Source organism: Methanobrevibacter intestini (genome assembly GCF_047402955.1).
Lineage (GTDB): Archaea > Methanobacteriota > Methanobacteria > Methanobacteriales > Methanobacteriaceae > Methanocatella > Methanocatella intestini.
The window spans coordinates 1,043,172-1,061,788 of the sequence record NZ_CP187956.1; the positions used below are offsets into that span (position 1 = coordinate 1,043,172).

15 protein-coding genes and 1 pseudogene are annotated in these 18,617 nt (G+C 29.4%); 9 read left to right on the plus strand and 7 right to left on the minus strand.

Going from position 1 to position 18,617, the window contains the following annotated elements:
• Positions 1-132: 132 nt before the first annotated feature.
• The 8 genes and pseudogenes from ACMC9J_RS04840 to amrS all read left to right on the plus strand — a co-directional run bounded on the left by ACMC9J_RS04840 (position 133) and on the right by amrS (position 8,176).
• Positions 133-1,338 (plus strand): annotated as a pseudogene (locus tag ACMC9J_RS04840) (ATP-binding protein).
• A 118-nt stretch (positions 1,339-1,456) separates the two neighbouring features.
• Complete coding sequence (locus ACMC9J_RS04845) at positions 1,457-1,855, plus strand: Zn-ribbon domain-containing OB-fold protein (protein ID WP_004032642.1); 399 nt, start codon at positions 1,457-1,459, stop codon at positions 1,853-1,855.
• Positions 1,827-2,747, plus strand: coding sequence for a sirohydrochlorin nickelochelatase (cfbA, locus tag ACMC9J_RS04850; protein WP_427002969.1), 921 nt, complete (start codon positions 1,827-1,829; stop codon positions 2,745-2,747). Before ACMC9J_RS04845 ends, cfbA (ACMC9J_RS04850) begins: the two co-directional genes overlap by 29 nt.
• Positions 2,748-2,787: 40 nt before the next feature.
• The gene (cfbA, locus tag ACMC9J_RS04855; RefSeq protein ID WP_427002970.1) at positions 2,788-3,267 is read left to right on the plus strand and encodes a sirohydrochlorin nickelochelatase; all 480 of its coding nucleotides are present in this window, start codon (positions 2,788-2,790) and stop codon (positions 3,265-3,267) included.
• Positions 3,268-3,387: 120 nt separating this feature from the next.
• On the plus strand, positions 3,388-4,983 hold the full coding sequence (locus ACMC9J_RS04860) for an adhesin (RefSeq protein WP_427002971.1): 1,596 nt from the start codon (positions 3,388-3,390) through the stop codon (positions 4,981-4,983).
• A 166-nt stretch (positions 4,984-5,149) separates the two neighbouring features.
• On the plus strand, positions 5,150-6,187 hold the full coding sequence (locus tag ACMC9J_RS04865; RefSeq protein WP_019265172.1) for an Ig-like domain-containing protein: 1,038 nt from the start codon (positions 5,150-5,152) through the stop codon (positions 6,185-6,187).
• A 77-nt stretch (positions 6,188-6,264) separates the two neighbouring features.
• Complete coding sequence (gene thiL / locus ACMC9J_RS04870; RefSeq protein ID WP_427002972.1) at positions 6,265-7,185, plus strand: thiamine-phosphate kinase; 921 nt, start codon at positions 6,265-6,267, stop codon at positions 7,183-7,185.
• Entirely contained in the window at positions 7,175-8,176 is a 1,002-nt protein-coding gene (gene amrS, locus ACMC9J_RS04875; protein WP_304130456.1) for an AmmeMemoRadiSam system radical SAM enzyme, read from the plus strand. Before thiL ends, amrS begins: the two co-directional genes overlap by 11 nt.
• On the opposite strand, the gene ACMC9J_RS04880 is transcribed toward amrS, so the two are convergent.
• The 5 genes from ACMC9J_RS04880 to ACMC9J_RS04900 are packed head-to-tail and all read right to left on the minus strand — an operon-like array spanning position 8,166 to position 13,694.
• The gene (locus ACMC9J_RS04880) at positions 8,166-9,428 is read right to left on the minus strand and encodes a DUF6056 family protein (protein WP_427002973.1); all 1,263 of its coding nucleotides are present in this window, start codon (positions 9,426-9,428) and stop codon (positions 8,166-8,168) included. The genes amrS and ACMC9J_RS04880 overlap by 11 nt on opposite strands.
• A gap of 2 nt (positions 9,429-9,430) precedes the next feature.
• Positions 9,431-10,687: a UbiD family decarboxylase gene (locus ACMC9J_RS04885; RefSeq protein ID WP_427002974.1), complete on the minus strand. Its 1,257-nt coding sequence runs from the start codon at positions 10,685-10,687 to the stop codon at positions 9,431-9,433.
• 9 nt (positions 10,688-10,696) lie between these two features.
• Positions 10,697-11,716 (minus strand): 5-(carboxyamino)imidazole ribonucleotide mutase, encoded by a 1,020-nt coding sequence (gene purE / locus ACMC9J_RS04890; protein ID WP_019265177.1) that lies wholly within the window; start codon positions 11,714-11,716, stop codon positions 10,697-10,699.
• Between the two features lie 60 nt (positions 11,717-11,776).
• Positions 11,777-13,282, minus strand: a complete 1,506-nt coding sequence (locus ACMC9J_RS04895) for a glycosyltransferase family 39 protein (protein ID WP_427002975.1) — start codon at positions 13,280-13,282, stop codon at positions 11,777-11,779.
• Positions 13,266-13,694: a GtrA family protein gene (locus ACMC9J_RS04900; protein ID WP_004032629.1), complete on the minus strand. Its 429-nt coding sequence runs from the start codon at positions 13,692-13,694 to the stop codon at positions 13,266-13,268. Before ACMC9J_RS04900 ends, ACMC9J_RS04895 begins: the two co-directional genes overlap by 17 nt.
• Positions 13,695-13,857: 163 nt before the next feature.
• Here ACMC9J_RS04900 and ACMC9J_RS04905 point away from each other — a divergent pair, with 163 nt between their 5' ends.
• Complete coding sequence (locus ACMC9J_RS04905) at positions 13,858-14,784, plus strand: glycosyltransferase family 2 protein (RefSeq protein WP_011954414.1); 927 nt, start codon at positions 13,858-13,860, stop codon at positions 14,782-14,784.
• Between the two features lie 4 nt (positions 14,785-14,788).
• On the opposite strand, the gene ACMC9J_RS04910 is transcribed toward ACMC9J_RS04905, so the two are convergent.
• Both ACMC9J_RS04910 and ACMC9J_RS04915 read right to left on the minus strand, forming a co-directional pair.
• A complete protein-coding gene (locus ACMC9J_RS04910) occupies positions 14,789-16,294 on the minus strand; it encodes a DUF2142 domain-containing protein (RefSeq protein WP_427002976.1) in 1,506 nt (501 codons plus the stop codon).
• 14 nt (positions 16,295-16,308) lie between these two features.
• Positions 16,309-18,456 (minus strand): Tex family protein, encoded by a 2,148-nt coding sequence (locus ACMC9J_RS04915; protein WP_427002977.1) that lies wholly within the window; start codon positions 18,454-18,456, stop codon positions 16,309-16,311.
• Positions 18,457-18,617 lie beyond the last annotated feature (161 nt).

The following is an 18,617-nucleotide window of genomic DNA, read 5'->3' on the forward strand; positions in this document are numbered from 1 at the left end:
ATGGGAATTATAAAACATATCTAACAGATTTTATTTTGAAAAATAACTTAATTTCACAAACAATTAGATATAATAATTTTTCTTGTTTTATGAAACATAAATTTAAATATTAAATAACTGAAGGTGGTCTAATTGATTAAACGTAAATTTTATTTAGAAAAGATTGTTAAATTAATAGACACAGAAGATATTAAAGTTATAACTGGAGTTCGTCGTTGTGGTAAAACCGTTTTATTAAAACAAATTATCGATGAATTAGAAAACAGAGGAATATCTAGTGAAAATATTATTTATATGTCATTTGAATCTTCAAAATATAAAAATATTAGAAATGATGATGATTTAGATGAATTTATTTTTTCAAAGACAAATAATTTAAATGGGAAAATTTATTTATTATTTGATGAAATTCAGAAAGTAAAAAACTGGGAAGTTTCTCTAAATTCTTATAGAGTTGATTTGGAATGTGATATTTATATTACTGGATCTAATTTACAATTATTATTCGGAGAACTAGCTACTTTAATTTCTGGAAGATATATTTCAATAAATATGCTTCCATTTTCATTTAAAGAGTTAATTCAATATTATGATGAAATGCATGAAAACATTGATGAAATTCAATTATTTGAACAATATTTAAGTTATGGTGGATTTCCAGGTTATTAAATTATGAAAATGAAGAAAAAGAGAAATATTTACATGATTTATATTCTACTATTTGTTTTAAATGATATTTTATATAAAAATAAAGTAAAAGATTTAGATTTGCTTGAAATATTAATGGAATTCATGATTTCTAATATTGGTCAATTATTTTCAGCTAATTCTATTTCTAAATATATTAAAAATGAAAATCGTAAAACAACTCCTCATACAATAATTAATTATATGGATTATGCAAGAAATGCTTTTATTTTGTATCAAATTAAACGTGAAAATATTAAACAAAAAAGGAAGCTATTAATATCTGATAAATATTATCTTGTTGATCCTGGATTTTATTTTATTTTTAATGGGCCCACTCAAAGGAATTGGGGTCAGTTATTAGAAAATATCGTGTTTTTAGAATTAATAAGACAAGGATATTCAATAACAATAGGAAAAATCTAAGATTTGGAAGTAGATTTTGTTTGCAGGAGGGCTAATCAGATAAAATACATTCAGGTATCTCAATCTATTTTAGATGAAAATACTAGAAAAAGAGAGTTTAAATCATTAGAGAAAATATCTGACAGCTATCCGAAGTATGTTATATCAATGGATTCATTTGACTTTTCAGCTAATGGGATAATTCATCTTAATATAATTGATTTTTTAAAATCAGAAAATTTTTAATTAGTATTACATTATCTCTAAATTTTCAGTTTTAAGTATTAAAAAAAATACTTTTTTATATTATTGTGTAGATACTATACTGTAATAAAAAAATTTTTTAAATTAATGGAGGATTTGTATGTCAGATACTGTTAGAACATGGCGTCATATACAACAAAGATATAATCTTATAGGTTCCAAATGTAACACTTGTGGAGAATTATTCTTCCCATCTCGTGTAGTTTGTCCTAATTGTAGGAGGAAAGGAGATCTTGAACCTTTCCAATTCAGTGGTAAAGGAAAAATATTTACTTACTCTGTAATTAGGTCAGCTCCAGACGACTTTAAAAAAGTAGCACCTTATGCTGTTGCTGTAATTGAGTTAGAAGAAGGAGCTAAATTAACTGCACAACTTGTTGACTGTGATGTTGACAATCTTGAAATTGGAGACCCTGTTGAAATGGTCTTCAGAAAAATTAGAGAAGATGGTGAGGACGGAGTAATCTCCTATGGTTTCAAATTTAGAGTTACAAAATAAAATTGCAATTCTATTAGTAAGCCATGGAAGTAGTCTCCCTTTTGCAGAAACTACATTTAATGAGATTAAAGATAAATTTAACAAGGCTACTGGATTTGCTACGGAAGTAGGTTATATGAAAGTAGCCCAACCTTCCATTTCTGGAGCTGTTGAAAATTTAAAAAAAGAAGTTCCAGAACTTGAAAAAATAATAGCTATTCCTGTATTTTTAGCTCCTGGAATTCATACCAATATTGATATTCCAACTCTTTTAGGATTAAGTCCACTGGAAACTGATCCTAGATGCCCTGATGGTAATTATCCTGATGACCATTATTTATCTATTGCTGACGATGTTGATTTTAATGGAGATATTGAGTTATTACCAGCTATTGGCCCAGATGATGATCTTTTAGAAGTTATCAATAAAAGAATTAATGAAGCATTAGCTGACTCTGAGTTAAATGCTGATGCTAAAACAGGAATTTTATTAGTTTCCCATGGAAGCAGATTAAAATATAATAAAGAGTTTATAAGTGAAGTCTATAGGAAATTTAGCGAAACTACTGAATATCCATCTAATTTTGGATTTATGGAACTTGTAGAACCTAACATTCCGACTTCTATTAACAAGCTTATTAATGAGAATGAAATTGACAGATTAGTTGTTGTACCGGTGTTTATAGCTCCTGGAGTTCATACAACTTCTGATATTCCAACTATTTTGGGTTTAAAAGAGGCTGATTCCCATTCACATTCACATAGTCATGAACATGGTCATGAGCATCATCATCACCATCATCATGATTTGGAAGCAATTGATTTTGAAGGGGAAATTTTATATCCGGAACCTATTGGTTCAGATAATATTTTAATTGATATCTTAGTAAAAAATATGGAAAAAGCTTTATAGATTTTTCATATTTTTTAATTTAATTTTTTATGTGATTATAATGACTAGTGATTTATCTAAAACTGGAATTTTACTTTTAAGTCATGGTAGTAGGTTAGACCAAGGTAAAAAAGTAATTGAAGCATATACACAAATGTATAAAGAAGAATTCCCTGAAGCTATTGTTGAATATGGATTTATGGAAATGAGGGAACCGAATATTCCTCAAAGTATTAATAAATTAACTAATGGAAACGATTTGGAAAAAATCATTGTTGTCCCTGTATTTGTAGCTCATGGACTTCATACAAGAAGAGATATTCCAAAATTATTAGGAATTGAAAATGATTTTGATGAATCTGAAATATCTGGGGAACATCATGACCATGACCATGGACATCATCATCACCACCATCATGACCATGACCACGATCACGAAGAAGCATTTGATTTTGATGGTGAAATCGTTTTAACTGACCCTTTAGGTATTGATACTCGATTATATGAAATTATAAAAGACAGAGTATCTCAAAATTTATAATTCCTTAATCATCACCACTTTGGTGGTGGTGAACTACTTTTCATATTAAACATTTATATATTATAAAATGTATAATTTATATTACATTATTGAAAAAATAATGATATTTTTTGTGATATTATGAAGTTTAATAAAATATTTTTATTTACTTTAATATTATTAGCAGCTTTATCTTTTTCAGCTGTAAGTGCTGAATCTGTTGATGGTGATGATACTGTTGCTATAAATGATGCTAATAATGTTATTGTATCAGAACAAAGTTTTACAGATGTAATTAGCGCATCTGAACCTACTGTTTCAGATGATGTTAATCAAAATTCAAGTACTGGTGGGGATGTACCTGCTCCTTCTACTAATACTTCCACTGGCGATAATGGAACTGCTGGTGGCAATGGAACTAATTCCTCAACTCCTGAAAAAAATAGTACTATAATTTCTGAGGATATTTCATTATTCTATAAAAATGGTACTAAATTTTCTGCTATTTTCTTAGATGAAAACGGAAAAGCATTAGCTAATCAAAACATTACCTTTGTTATTAATGGTGTAGCTTATAATAAAACCACTGATGAAAACGGTACTGCTGATATTGGTATTAATCTTGCACCAGGTAGCTATGTTATAGAATCTAAAAATTTAGCTACTAATGAATCAGTTAAAAATAATGTAACTGTTATTTCAACAATTAATACAGCTAATGTTGTTAAATTATATAGAAATGGCACTCATTATTATGCTACTTTTGTAGATGGTCAAGGCAATGTTTTAGCTAATAAAACTGTTAAATTTAATATTAATGGTGTTTTCTATACTAAACCTACTGATGCAAATGGTACTGCTAGATTAAACATTTGGTTATATCCTGGTAAATACATATTAACTGCTTATAATCCAATTAATAATGAAGCAAAAGCATGTAATGTTACTGTTTTATCTACTATTAATGGAACTGACGTTACAAAATACTACAGAAATGATACTCATTATTCTGCAGTTATTGTAGATAGTAACGGTACTCCTGTAGCTAATAAAACTGTTAGATTAAACATTAATGGTGTTTTCTATAACAAAACCACTGATGAAAACGGTACTGTTAGACTAAATATTTGGTTACTTCCAGGTAATTATACTATAACTGTTTACAATCCAAGTAATGGGGAAGAAAACTCAAACAAAGTAATTGTTTTACCTAAACTTATTGCAAAAGACATGACTATGGATTATCAGGCTGGTAAAAATTACACAGTTAAAGTAGTAGATGGACAAGGAAAAGCTTTAGCTAACCAAACTGTTAAAATAAATATTAATGGTGTAATATATACTAAAACCACTGATGCAAATGGTATTGCTTATTTAGGTATTAGATTAAACCCAGGTAATTATGTATGTACTTCTTACTGGAATGATTCATTTGTTTCAACTAAAATTGTTGTAAATAAATTAACAGCTTCAATATCTATTTTAACTCCTACAGTTAAAAAAGGAGATTACTACAAAGCCAAAATTACAGATAAAAAATCTAACAATCCTATTGTAAATCAATTAGTTGTATTTATCTACAATGGAACTGCATATGGTGCATATTCTGATAATGAAGGTATTGCTAAAATTAAAATAGGTTTACCTGCTGGATCTTATCAATTAATCACTGGTATCCAAAGCAGTGAATGGTATCAAAATATTGCTGTATATAATACTCTTAAGGTTACAGCTTAATTAAGTGGGATTTTTCCCACAATTTTTACTTTTTTTTAACCTGATTTTTTTTAAAAACATTATTACTTCAAATTTCAAATAGTAAAATATATATGCCATCATTGTAAAATATATTTAACATAGTACTAAGTTATAATGTACTATTTGAAAAAGCAAGGATGATGCTATGAAATTTAAAAAAACATTTTTAATTTTATTATTCGCATTAACTATCTTTTCAATTTCTGCTGTAAGTGCTGAAGATGTTGATTCCAATAATACTTATGAAGTATCTTTAGATTCAGCCGAAATTTTAATGTCTGGAGAAATAACTGAAATGCCAGTTAAAGACACTCCAGTAGAACAAACAGGTATTATTTCAGAGAATATGACTAAACATTATGGAGATGATGCTCCGTTTTGTGCTAATTTCACGGATAAAAACGGCACTCCATTAGCTAATGAAACTGTAACTTTCACAATTAATAATGTAAGTTATAATAAAACTACAGATTCTGATGGTGTTGCTAAATTAAATATTACTTTAGAGTCTGGAAAATATATTATAGCTACTTACAATCCGTCTACTAATAAAACAGCAATCAACACTATAAATATTTTATCAGGTATTGAAGGTAAGGATATTACTAAATTCTGTAGAAATGGAACTCACTACATTGCTAAATTATACGATAAAACAGGTAAAGCATTAGTTAATCAAACAGTTCGTTTTAATATTCATGGAGTATTTTACAACCGAACTACTGATGAAAATGGAAGAGTTATATTAAATATTAGTCTGGATCCAGGCAAATATGTCATAACTGTTTATAATTTAGTCACTGGTGAACAGGCAGCAAATAATGTTACTGTATTATCAAGAATGACAATGGTTGATTTAGTTCAAAAATCTAAAGACATGATAATATATGTAAGGGATCATCACAGTGTCGGATGTTTGGTTACTGTTCTTGATGATTTGGGAAAACCTTTAGCTAATCAGAATGTAACATTAAATGTTAACGGAATAATTCAAAATAAAACCACAGGCGGAAACGGAACAGTTGAAGTATGGTTTGCTTTAAAAGAGTATAAAGAATATAATATTTGTACTGCAACTTCTGGAAACTTTTTTGTTTCACAAAAGCTTTTAACAAATAGGGCTTTTATTACAGGAGATGATTCAAAATATCAGCCATCTGCTGTGAATGCGGGTAAAATATAATTTTTTGAAAGTTATTTAACTTTCATTTCTTTTTTTTCTAAAAACTTATTTAATCTATAAAACTTATATTATTATTCATGACTTTAAAGGTCTCAGATATTGGTGAAAAGGAATTAATTAAGTATATTCTAGCTAATTGTAAAACTATAACTCCAGATGACACTGCAGTTACTCCAATAGCTAATACTAATTTAATTTCTACTTGTGATATGCTTATTCAATCAAAGCATTTTCCTGAAAACATGTCTTATTTTCAAATGGGTTTTAAAAGTGTAACTGTTAATGTCAGTGATTTGGCAGCTATGGGAGCTACTCCTTTAGGCTTTTTATTGTCAATAGCTCTTCCAAAAGACTTTGAAGTTGATAATTTTAAACAAATCATTAAAGGAGTCCTGAAAGCCTGCGAATATTATGATATTTCTTTAATTGGGGGAGATACTAATGAAGCCAATGAAATTATAATATCCGGAACTGCACTGGGTCTTTGTGATAGTCCATTAATGAAAAACACTTCTAAAAAAGGGGATCTGGTAGTTTTAACAGGTGAGATTGGACTTGCTGCTTTAGGTTTTCATTTGGAAGATAAGAACATATACACTAAAAAGGCTTTGGAACCAATAGCTAAGATTAAAGAGGGTATTAATATTAAAAATGCAGGTGGAACTTCAGCCACTGATATTACTGACGGGTTAGCTAGTGAACTTTATGAAATGAAAAGGGAAGATATTGGATTTATGATTTATGAAGACAAATTAAATGTTTCCAGTGAATTCAAGTCACTGGCTGCTGAGATGAATCTTGATTATCTTGATTTGCTTTTTCATGTTGGTGAAGATTTTGAACTTGTTTTTACAATAGATAGAAAGAATTTAGACAAGTTAGATTTTAATTATCAGGTTATTGGTGAAGTTACTGATTCCAAAAAGGTTGAAATTACATTAAGTGATTCTACAGTTAAAGAAATTACATCCAGAGGATATGATCATTATGTTAGTTAGCAGCAATCTTTTTAAGAAAAGTTCAAAGTCACGAAAAGTAAGATGTGAGATTTGCGCCAATTATTGTAAAATAGCTGATGGGTCTTATGGAATTTGTAAACAGCATAAAAACATTAATGGAGAGTTATTTGATGAAAGTTTTGGAGTAGTCTCTTCTTTAAATGCTGATCCTATTGAAAAAAAGCCGCTATATCATTTTTTACCTGGAACTTTAACATACTCTGTAGGTGGTTTTGGGTGTAATATGGGCTGTTTGCACTGTCAGAACTACATGATTTCACAGGAATTTGATAAAATTTCTGATAGGTTTAATATACTTCCAGAAACAATTGTGGAAAATGCAATTAATCAAGGTTGTAAGTCAATTGCATGGACCTATAATGAACCTACTATACATTTACCATTCAACAAAAAAACTTCACTGCTGGCTAAAAGGAAAAATCTTAAAATTGTCTATGTAAGTAACGGGTATATGTCTGATCAGTCTTTAAGCGAAATTTTAAATTTTGTTGATGCGTTCAATATAGACTTGAAATCCATGTCTCAAAATTTTTATAAAAAAATATGCAAGGCAGATTTAAACATTGTTTTAAATAACTTAAAAAGAATTTATGATGCAGATAAACACCTGGAAATTACAAATCTGCTTATAAATGGATATAATGATTCAACAGAAGAAATTACAAAATTAGCTAATTTCATTGCTGATAATCTAGGTTGTGATATTCCGCTGCATTTTTCAAGAGCATTTCCATACTATAAATTAAATGATATTTCACCGACAGCTGAAGATAAGTTATTTGAAGCTAAAAGAATAGCTGATGACTGCGGGCTTGAATATGTTTATATTGGAAATTTAGATTGTGATACAAATACTTACTGTCCTGATTGTGGTGAAATCCTTTTAAAAAGAAATAATTATTCTACAGAAGTTTTAAATAATGATAAAAAATGCATAAAATGTGGAAAAGAATTAAATATCAGGTTTTAATTCTTTTTTCTATAATTTGTTTAATGAATATAAGAATAGCTAACATATTTCCATAATAAAAGAATATGTACATTCTCTCCATTGACGGAATTGATGGAGTAAAACCAAACATTATTGTAGAGGCAAATCCAACAAACATTATACTGTATACTGGCCATAAAACACTTTTTTGATTTTTATAGATTATATATAATCCATATAGGAATGTCATAATAAAAATTCCATAAATTGTTAAGCTTAAAATCATTCTTTTTAAACTTATTGGAACATAACCGTAGCGAGTAATATTGGCATTCATTATTTGAAGAAGCATTAAGTTATCAGTTAGTGTAAGAATCCAAAATCCACTAGCTATTATAAATGGAATTAAAGATATCATTGCTTTTTTCTTATTTTTAGTAAGTAAATAAACACTTACTGCAATAATTCCCAGTAATATTAATGTTGTAAGATCACACCATGTAACACATCTGTTTATAATAGAGGATAGACCAATATTTAGTTTATTTAGTAAATTTAGCTGTAAATAATCATGAAACCATTTTAATTCTGAAATAAATCGTTTAGGAACTCCTGGACAGATAATAGTATTAATAATTCCTATAACTGCTGATAATCCTATTAAATAACATTTTTTATTGATTTCTGTTTTATAGTTAAACAGATAATACAGTACAAACAATCCGAGTAAAATAACAGCTAGCTGTTCGTTATTTACTGCAAACAGCAGACAAAGTACTGAAATTATATAAGCTAATATTCTTTTTATTTTGCCGGTATCATTTGCAGTATAATTTTTTAAAATATATATAGCCAGTAATCCGCTGAACAATGGCCAGGCATAATTAATACTAGTTGTAATAAATCCGGCTGAGCTTAAAGCATAATAACTTGAAAATATAAAGGATAAACACAATACGCAAGATAATGTAGCATAAAAACTCTTATTTTTACCGTCAATGAGTTTAAAAGTTAATATGCCAATAAACGTGAAAATTAAACTGTCTAAATACCACCAAAGTATAAGGGGCAATTGTAAAATATGACATAAAACATATTCAATCAGTGTTCTGGAGCTCCAGATATCATATCTTTCTGTAACAAAGCTTATAATATCTGATTCCTGAGGAATGGTATAAAAAAATAAGTCATCTGCTGATAATCCAATCGAATAGTGCCAATTCAATAAAATTAGAAATAAAAATAGAAAAGGTAATAAGAATAAATAATTCTTATACTTTTTAATATTCATAATTACTCTCCAAAACTAACTCTTTCAAATTTATCTAAGGTTTTTAAGGATTTGGTAGCATCCAAACCTATTTTTGTTGTTGTACCGTCACTTTGGGCTACTGGATCAAGAGATGAACCACGTACATTAGGAACAATCATTAAATCTCTGTCTCCTTTTACACGGGTAGCTATTGTATATTCAATATCCTGAGGATCAAACACGTCTACATCAGTGTCTACAACAACTGCATGTTTAAGTGAAGGATGTGCAGACAATGCAGCCATAATTGCATTTTTTCCGTCTCCTTCTGTTTGTTTGTTAATGGAAATAGCTGCATGTAACCAGCAACAACCTCCTTCTGTTAAAACAACATTTTCAACAGTTGGAACTGCATTTTTAACAGATTTGAAAATTCTAGGTTCCTGAGGAAGGCCCTGCAATAATTTATGTTCAAATCCAGCAGGTAGAATTCCATGATAATAAGGATTGTCCTTTTTAATATGCATTTTGCTTAAGCTGATAACTGGCTGATCACGAATAATATCATAAGTATCAGTTAAATCTACAAATGGACCTTCTGGTGTAGTTTCACTTACAGATATTTTACCTTCTAAAATAATGTCTGCCTGAGGAACTTCCAAGTCTCCGCATTTAATTAGGGTCAGTTCTCCATTTTTAAATGCATTAGCTACATCCATTTCATTGTAATCAATTGGAATTGAAGTTGTACTTGCAAGTAAAATTGCAGGATCCATTCCAATAGCAATTGCAATTTCCAGATCTTTGCCTAATTTTTGGGCTTTTTGGAAATAAGTGTAGAGATTTCTTGGAACAATCCTAATAGCTAATCTTTTATCATCTAAAACAAGCATTCTGTGAATTGATGCATTTTGAATGCCAGTTTCAGGGTCACGTGCAAATACTACGCCTGCAGTAATGTACTTTCCGCCGTCTCTTTTATAATGAGTTAAAATAGGTATTTTATCTAAATTAGCTTCTGTAGTGTTATAATCTGAAAAGTCAGTAAATTTATCTACTTTAATTGGATTATCACTAGCTTCTATGATTTTTTGAGTAATTTCACTTACTTCACAATTAATAGATTTAGCTATTTTTTCTCTTGTATTGCAGATTCCGGAAATAATTGGCAAATCATATCCTTTTACATTTTTTATAATAACAGTGTCTTTAGGATATTTCCTTAACTCTTTGGCTACTTCAAATTCACTTGAAAGCTCTGCTGTTATTTCAATAATGTTTTCATCTTTAATATCCATAATTATCCCTTATAAGTTGATTTTTTTATTTTTTAATTTTTCTAAAAGCTCTAAAAGAACAGGATTGTTAATAGAAAGTATTTCACCACTTAAAACAGCTGCATTCCGACCATTGTTAACACCAACAGTAGCTACAGGCACTCCAGGAGGCATATTTACAGTTGAAAGTAGGTAATTGTTTCCAAGTTCGTTTTCACATGGAACTCCAATAACCGGCTTTTCAGTAAGACCTACAAGACCTCCACTTACTTGAGAAGAATTGGAATTGATTCCAATAAATATTTTAGCATTTTTCATAGTGTTTACATATGCTCTGAATTTTTTGCCTGATCTGATTGGACAAATTACTTGCATATCATAAGGTATTTTAAGTCTGTCTAGTGTAACACTTACTTTTTTTCCAGTAATCAAATCAGTATGTCTTCCAACAATAATAACTACATCTGCATCTTTATTAATGCAGCTGCCTTTAAATTCTTCTGTAGATTCATTTAATTCAAGGTTTTTAATCCTTAAAAAGTCATTAGTAATATGTGGATTGTCTATTTTTTGAACAATTTCTTCATTGCTTCTAATAACTTTTTGCTTGTATTCCTCTTTTAGTTCTATTACTTTTCTGCGTATGTCCTCATCATAAAGTCCTAAGATTTGTGCAGCTAAAATAGCTCCGTTATCTCCCCTGTCAATTCCAACAGTAGCTACTGGAGAAGGATAAGGCATTTGGACTGAAGAATATAGTGCATCCAGTCCGCTAACTTTAACATCTACAGGAACTCCAATAACCGGTTTGTGAGTATATGCAGCTATTGCTCCTGGAAGGTGAGCAGCTAATCCTGCAATTCCAATAAATACTTTTATACCTGCATTGGTTCCCTGTACAACAAGTTCTCTTACAAGATCAGGTGTTCTATGTGCTGAAGCTATTTTCAAACTATATGGTATTTCAAGTTTTTCCAAAATCTTCATACTTTTTTCAGCGATAGCAATATCTGACCCACTTCCCAGAATTATCATTACTTTTGGTGTCATTTTAAAATACCTTCTAAAAAAATATTAATAATTGATATTTGTTTAATTTTATATTAAAAGTTATTTAATTTCAACTTCATAAGCAGTGTATTTATCTAAGTCTATTGGAAGCTTTTTAAGATTATATGTATCATGATTTAGAGTTATTTCATTATCATAATGTTTATAATTTATGAAAAAGACTTTACTTCCATGAGATATTTCATTTTGAATACCTGGGTCAGCTAAAACATCACTAATCTGATTAGCGGTAGTATTAAAATCTTTATCCTCTGTTACTGTCAGCATAAAATTATGGTCATCTGTCAGATAATAGGAATTCATCTCAAAGTACGGAACAAAAGCATCATAAATAATAAGATTTCCACTACCAAAGGTTTCTTCTAGTGACTGTATTTTATTGCTGTCATTAATTTGGTCGTTAATTTGAGTTTGTGTAAAATTAACACAGCCAACTGAAGCTACAAGTAAGATAATCACGAAAATTGGAATAAATATCTTTTTATTGCTGAAGTTTTTGCCAAGTAAAATACTTACTCCCAACCATAAACATCCTAAAACAGGTATTAAATAACGTGGATGAAAAACAGGTTTGATAATTAAAGATAAGATTATTCCGATAATCGGAACACAAACAGCAATTAAAATCCCGTAGGTGTCTTTTTTATCACTTTTAATTAGTAGAACAATAACTCCAATTAGAAGTAATAATCCTAAAACAGAAAATGCAGCTATCTGATTTGCATTAATAACCTGATTATCCGGTGATAAAACAAACCAGAAATATCCTAAAATCTTATTTAGTGTAATTGGAGCTATCCAGTAACTGCTGCTTACACTTGCAGCCTGTTGTTTTAGAATAATCAGCCATGGTGTAAAACTTAAAATAGCTATAATTGCTGATGTGAAGTATTTTTTAAGCTCATTTTTATTATTTCTAATTAAATCAGCAAGTAAAAATAAATAAATGACAAATGAAGCTACTGCTGAGAAATAATGTGTGTAAGCAGAAGCTATTGTTAGTAAAGTTAAAATTCCCCAGCTTTTCCATGTTGAGTTTTTATTTAAAATATCATAAGCATAAATAAAGCTTGCTGTTACAAAGAACAGTCCCCAGCTGTACATTCTTAATTCAACAGCAAAATTCATTAGCTGAGGCATGCTAACTATACAAAAAGCAAATAAACCTGCAGTTAAACATCCCCAATTTTTCCTAACTTTCGTTGCTGCTAGTACAAGTATTAAATAAAATGGAAGCAGTGAGGTGAATTTCCCTATTATAATCGGATTTATTCCGAAAAAGACTCCGATTTTATAGAATACTTTAAAAATCAGATAATAAAGTGGCGGGTGGACATCGAGAAAAGCAAAATTAATAAAATCATTAAATGGTGATTTAACCATTCCCAAAGAGTATATTTCATCATACCACATTCCTAATTTTGTAAATCCAATATAGGAAACATAAAGCAATGTAATTATGCTTATTATAAAAAGTATTTTTCCTAATTTGTCTTCTTTATTTAAATTTTTCATAATAATTTCCAACTTAAAGTTTTTTCCCATAAAACATAACTCTACGTGCTGTGAAATTCCAGAACATTACTATAATGGATGCTATAATTTTAGACCAGATGTAGTTTATATTTCCATAGTCTACAAATGCGTATAATAATATTTCAGTAAAAATAAGCCCGATAAAGCTGATTAAAATAAATAAATTGAAATCCAGAACCTTATTATTTCTGTCTGCCTGATTAAATACCCATGAAGTAGACATGTAATAATTAGCCAGCACTGATATAAAAAAAGCAATAGCTGCTGAAATTAAATAATTTTGTCCTAAAAAGTTAATTAATGATAAATAAATAATGAAATCTATTAAAAAAGATGCAGTTCCTACAAATAGGTATCTAAACATTTGTAAGAAAATGTTGTCAGTACTTTTTCTAAATAACTTATTAATTAATTTATCCATAGTTATAATCTTAATTTTAATTATTTAATAAGTTTTAGTTTTAATTTTGTTTACAGTGTCTGTGTTGTTGTAGCTGCTTGTTGTGATGTAGTTACCAGAATTTAACAAATAAAAATTATAATCATAAATAATTAATACTATTAGTCATAAAATCTTTATTATAATGAAAACTGCAGTTTTAATCCCCTGTTATAATGAGGAACTTACAATAAAAAAAGTTATTCTGGATTTTAAAAAAGCCTTACCTAAGGCAGATATTTATGTCTATGATAATAATTCAACAGATAATTCTTATGAAATAGCTAAAGACACAGGAGCTATTGTAAAAAGAGAATATAGGCAAGGTAAGGGAAATGTTGTAAGATCCATGTTTAGAGATATTGATGCGGACTGTTATATTTTAGTTGATGGTGATGATACCTATCCTGCTGAGGCATCAAAAGAAATAGAAGAGTTAATCTTATCTAAAAAAGCGGATATGGTAATTGGAGACAGGCTGTCCAGTACTTATTTTGAAGAAAACAAAAGAAGATTTCATAATTCAGGAAATAAACTGGTTAGAAAACTTATAAACACTATTTTTAACAGTGATATTTCAGATATCATGACCGGTATGAGGGGATTTAGCTATGAATTTGTTAAATCATTTCCTATTTCATCTAAAGAATTTGAAATTGAAACTGAAATGACTATTTTTGCCCTAAATCATAATTTTTTAATTAAGGAACTGCCAATAGAATATAGGGACAGAATGGATGGCAGTGAATCTAAATTAAATACTTTCAGCGATGGTTATAAGGTTATTAGCTTGCTTTTCGGACTTTTCAGAGATATAAGACCTTTGTTTTTCTTTTCTTTAGTAACATTAGTTCTTTTAATAATAGCTGGTCTGTACTTTTTCCCGATTTTAATTGATTTTTATAGAACCGGATTTGTGGAAAAGGTTCCTACACTTATTACTGTAGGAGTAGTAGCTATTGTAGCTGTTATTATATTTTTCACAGGTGTTGTTTTGCATGTTATTAGAAAACAGCATGATGAAAACTTTGAACATCATTTAAATTTAATAGCTCAAAATAAAAAAAGGTAAAATGTTAATATTTAACAGCTGTTGTTAACATTAACATTCCGGAAATAAAACTGATAGCTACAGTCAGTACTAAAAAGCTTAAAGTTTGTTTATCTATTTTTTTATTGCCTATTCCAAATATAAACGGTAAAAATATTAGCAACGGCATGAAGTAACGACTGAATACACCACTTGTTACATTTTCCCCTCCAACTGGAGACCATGTTAAGTATTGAATAGCCATTACACCACTATAGATTAAAATAATTATTAAAAATCCTTTAATACGTGTTTTTAAATTTAAATCTTTGAAATTACAATAAAATACACTAAATAAACAGAAGAATACAAAGTAAAGTCCTGCAAGAAGAGTTGATGAATATTCTCTTACACTATTTGAGAAATAAAAGAATCTGTCAATAACAGTTGGCAGTGCAGTACTGTAGATTTCACCAAATCTTTGAAGTGCAATTAACGGATTGGCCAGTAAGTAATCAATTTGACCACTTGCACTTACATTTCTTTGGATAAAATATTCTCCTCTCCAGGAATTAGCTAGTTGTGTTGTTGCATAGCTGCTCCAAGCAATTCCAATACCTAAAGCAACTAAAATACAAAGTTTAGATATGATATTTTGCTTTTTATCACTAAAATGGGTATTTGGAACCAGGAAAATCAATAGACTTAGAGCCAAGTAAGGAGTTTTAAGCAGTCCGCATAGAATTACAGCTATGTAAAATATTCCTAAATCTGTCCAGGTAATTTTAGGTGTTTTATAGAAATATAAGAAATAGCTGAATGCTAAAATAGCCAGTGCACTAAATAATCCGTCACAGCTTGTTGATGCAGCTTGATAAATAGCCAGCGGCAGCAGTGACACTATAAGCAATGGAAACTTAAACACTGGTGCTTTTTTAATAGCTATTGTAATTATTCCAGCATATAATAATAAATTAAAGAATCTTCCAAGCCATAACATCCAAATTGCATTTAAATCCAGACATTTTGCTAAAAATACTCCAAGACCCTGTGCCAAATAGGCATAAAATGGATTTTGAGCAAAAGCAGAGTTGAAATATGACGGAGTATAATTTATTTTCTCATCATCTACATGTGTATTAAATACATTTGCACCTGCATTGTCAAAAAATGAGGTTACACTTGCAATTGTTTTATAACCGTTTGCAGTTGTATTTGGGATTGGCACATAGCTGGTTGATAATTCTCCGGTTGATACTATTTCTGAGCGAACAAAATGCTCACTTTCATCAGATACATCATAGATTGGTGTTAAAAATAAACTTATTATTCCAAATATTATTATTAGCACCAGTGCGACTTTATGTAAATTTTCATTGTTTTTTGTATAATATGCAATGGAAAATATTCCTGCTATTAGCAATATACAAAACATAAGCACTTCAAATTCGGGATTTGAAAAGTTTGCCCTATATGTGAAATATATGCTGAATAAGCTTAATATTAAAGCATATATTCCAATGAAATATTTCTTATTTTCTAATTTAAACATTTTAATAACCTTTATTATATTAGCATTGATAATTGTATTCTATTTCTAGCTAAATCAACATCTAAAACCTTAACATCAACAATATCTCCGACACTTACAATATCCAGAGGGTGCTTTACAAATTTATCAGCCAGCTGTGAAATATGAACTAAACCGTCCTGATGAACTCCAATATCTACAAAAGCACCAAAATCAACAATATTTCTAACAGTTCCTTGCATAATCATGCCTTCTTCCAGATCATCTATTGATAAAACATTTTTTCTTAAAACAGGTTTTGGCATGTCTTCACGAGGATCTCTTCCAGGTTTTTTAAGTTCTTTAACAATATCCTGCAGGGTAATAACACCAACGTCTAACTGCTTAGATAATTCATCATAATTCAGGTTATCTAATTTTAAGTTATCTGAACCGATATCTGCCAAACTATATCTCAATTTATCTAAAAGTTTGACTGCAGCATCGTAAGATTCGGGATGTATTGTAGTGTTGTCTAAAGGATGTTCGGGATTGTCTATTTTTACAAATCCTGCACATTGCTCAAAAGTCTTTTTACCAAGTTTTTTAACATTTAAAAGTTCATTTCTATTGTTAAATTTACCGTTTTCTTCTCTATAGCTAATAATATTTTTAGCAGTTGATTTAGTAATTCCAGAAACATAATTAAGTAAGCTAGGTGAAGCAGTATTTAAATCAACACCAACTTCATTAACTGCTCTTTCAACGACTCCTCCTAAAGACTCGTTTAGCTGTTTCTGATTCATGTCATGCTGATACTGGCCAACACCAATAGATTTGGGGTCAATTTTAACAAGTTCAGCTAACGGGTCCTGCAGTCTTCTAGCTATTGAAACAGCACTGCGTTCCCCTTCATTAAAATCAGGAAATTCTTCATCAGCTAGTTTACTTGCAGAATAAACAGATGCACCAGCTTCATTAACAATAATGTACTCAACAGAAGTGTTTTTAATTATATCTGCCACTATTTCTTCAGATTCTCTTGAAGCAGTTCCATTTCCAATAGCTATTACATCAATATCATATTTTTTAATCAAATCAAGCACGACTTTCTTGGATTCTTTAACTTTATTTTGAGGTTCAGTCGGGTATATTAAGGATGTTTCTAAAACCTTACCTGTCGGATCAATAACAGCTAATTTGCAGCCTGTTCTGAAAGCGGGATCCCAGCCTAAAATAGTTTTTCCACTTAAAGGACTTTCCATAAGAAGCTGACTTAAATTTTTAGCAAAAACTTCAATGGATTTCTCTTCAGCCTTTTTAGTTAGATAACTTCTAATTTCCCGTTCAATAGCTGGTGAAATTAAACGTTTATAAGAATCTTTAATGGCTTCTGTAATGATTGGAGTAGTATAAGGATTGTGTTCAATCATTTCAGGAACTTTAGAGCAGTTTTTAAGAGTATGTCTTTTAAGATATTGAATGATATCATCTTCTTCAATATCAACTCTTCCTCTAATAATTCCTTCATTTTCTGCTCTGTTAATAGCTAATATCCTATGTGGGGGAATTTTAGATAGTTTTTCTGAATAATTAAAATAAATTTCATATTCTGAAGCTGATTCATCTTTAGTTTTAGCTTTAGTTTCAATTAATCCATTGTAAAAAGTGTTCTGTCTGATTTTTTTTCTGAAACCTGAATTATCAGAAATAATCTCAGCAATTATGTCCTGTGCTCCTTTAATAGCTTCCTGTGGTGTTTTAACATCACCGGTAACATAATTTTGAGCTATTTTAGAAACAGGTTCTTTAATTTCTTGAGCTAAAATAAGATTGGCCAATGGTTCCAGACCTTTTTCTTTAGCTATTGTTGCACGTGTTCTTTTTTTACTTTTATAAGGTCTGTATAAATCATCAAGCTCAACTAATGTTTGTGCATTAAGAATCTGATTTTTTAAGTTTTCATCTAACTTTCCTAAGCTATCGATTCGCTCAATGATTTTAGTTTTTTTATCTTCCAAATTTCTAAGATATTTAAGCCTTTCATCAAATTTTCTTAAAAGCTCATCATTTAAAGAGCCGGTAACATCCTTTCTGTATCTTGCAATAAAAGGAATAGTGTTACCATCATCAATTAACTTGATTACTTTGTTAACTTGCCATGATTCCAGGTTTAATTCTTTTTCGAGTGTTTTAGCTATCATTAAAATTACATTCCTATATATTACAAGAAATTATCTTTTTTTTAATTAATATAATTTCATCTTTTAAAAATTCATATTCAGAAAATTCTTCAAAAAATCGAAAAGTTTAAGTTGTTTATCTTCCAATATAGAATATGGAGCTTTTATATTGTCTTTATTCA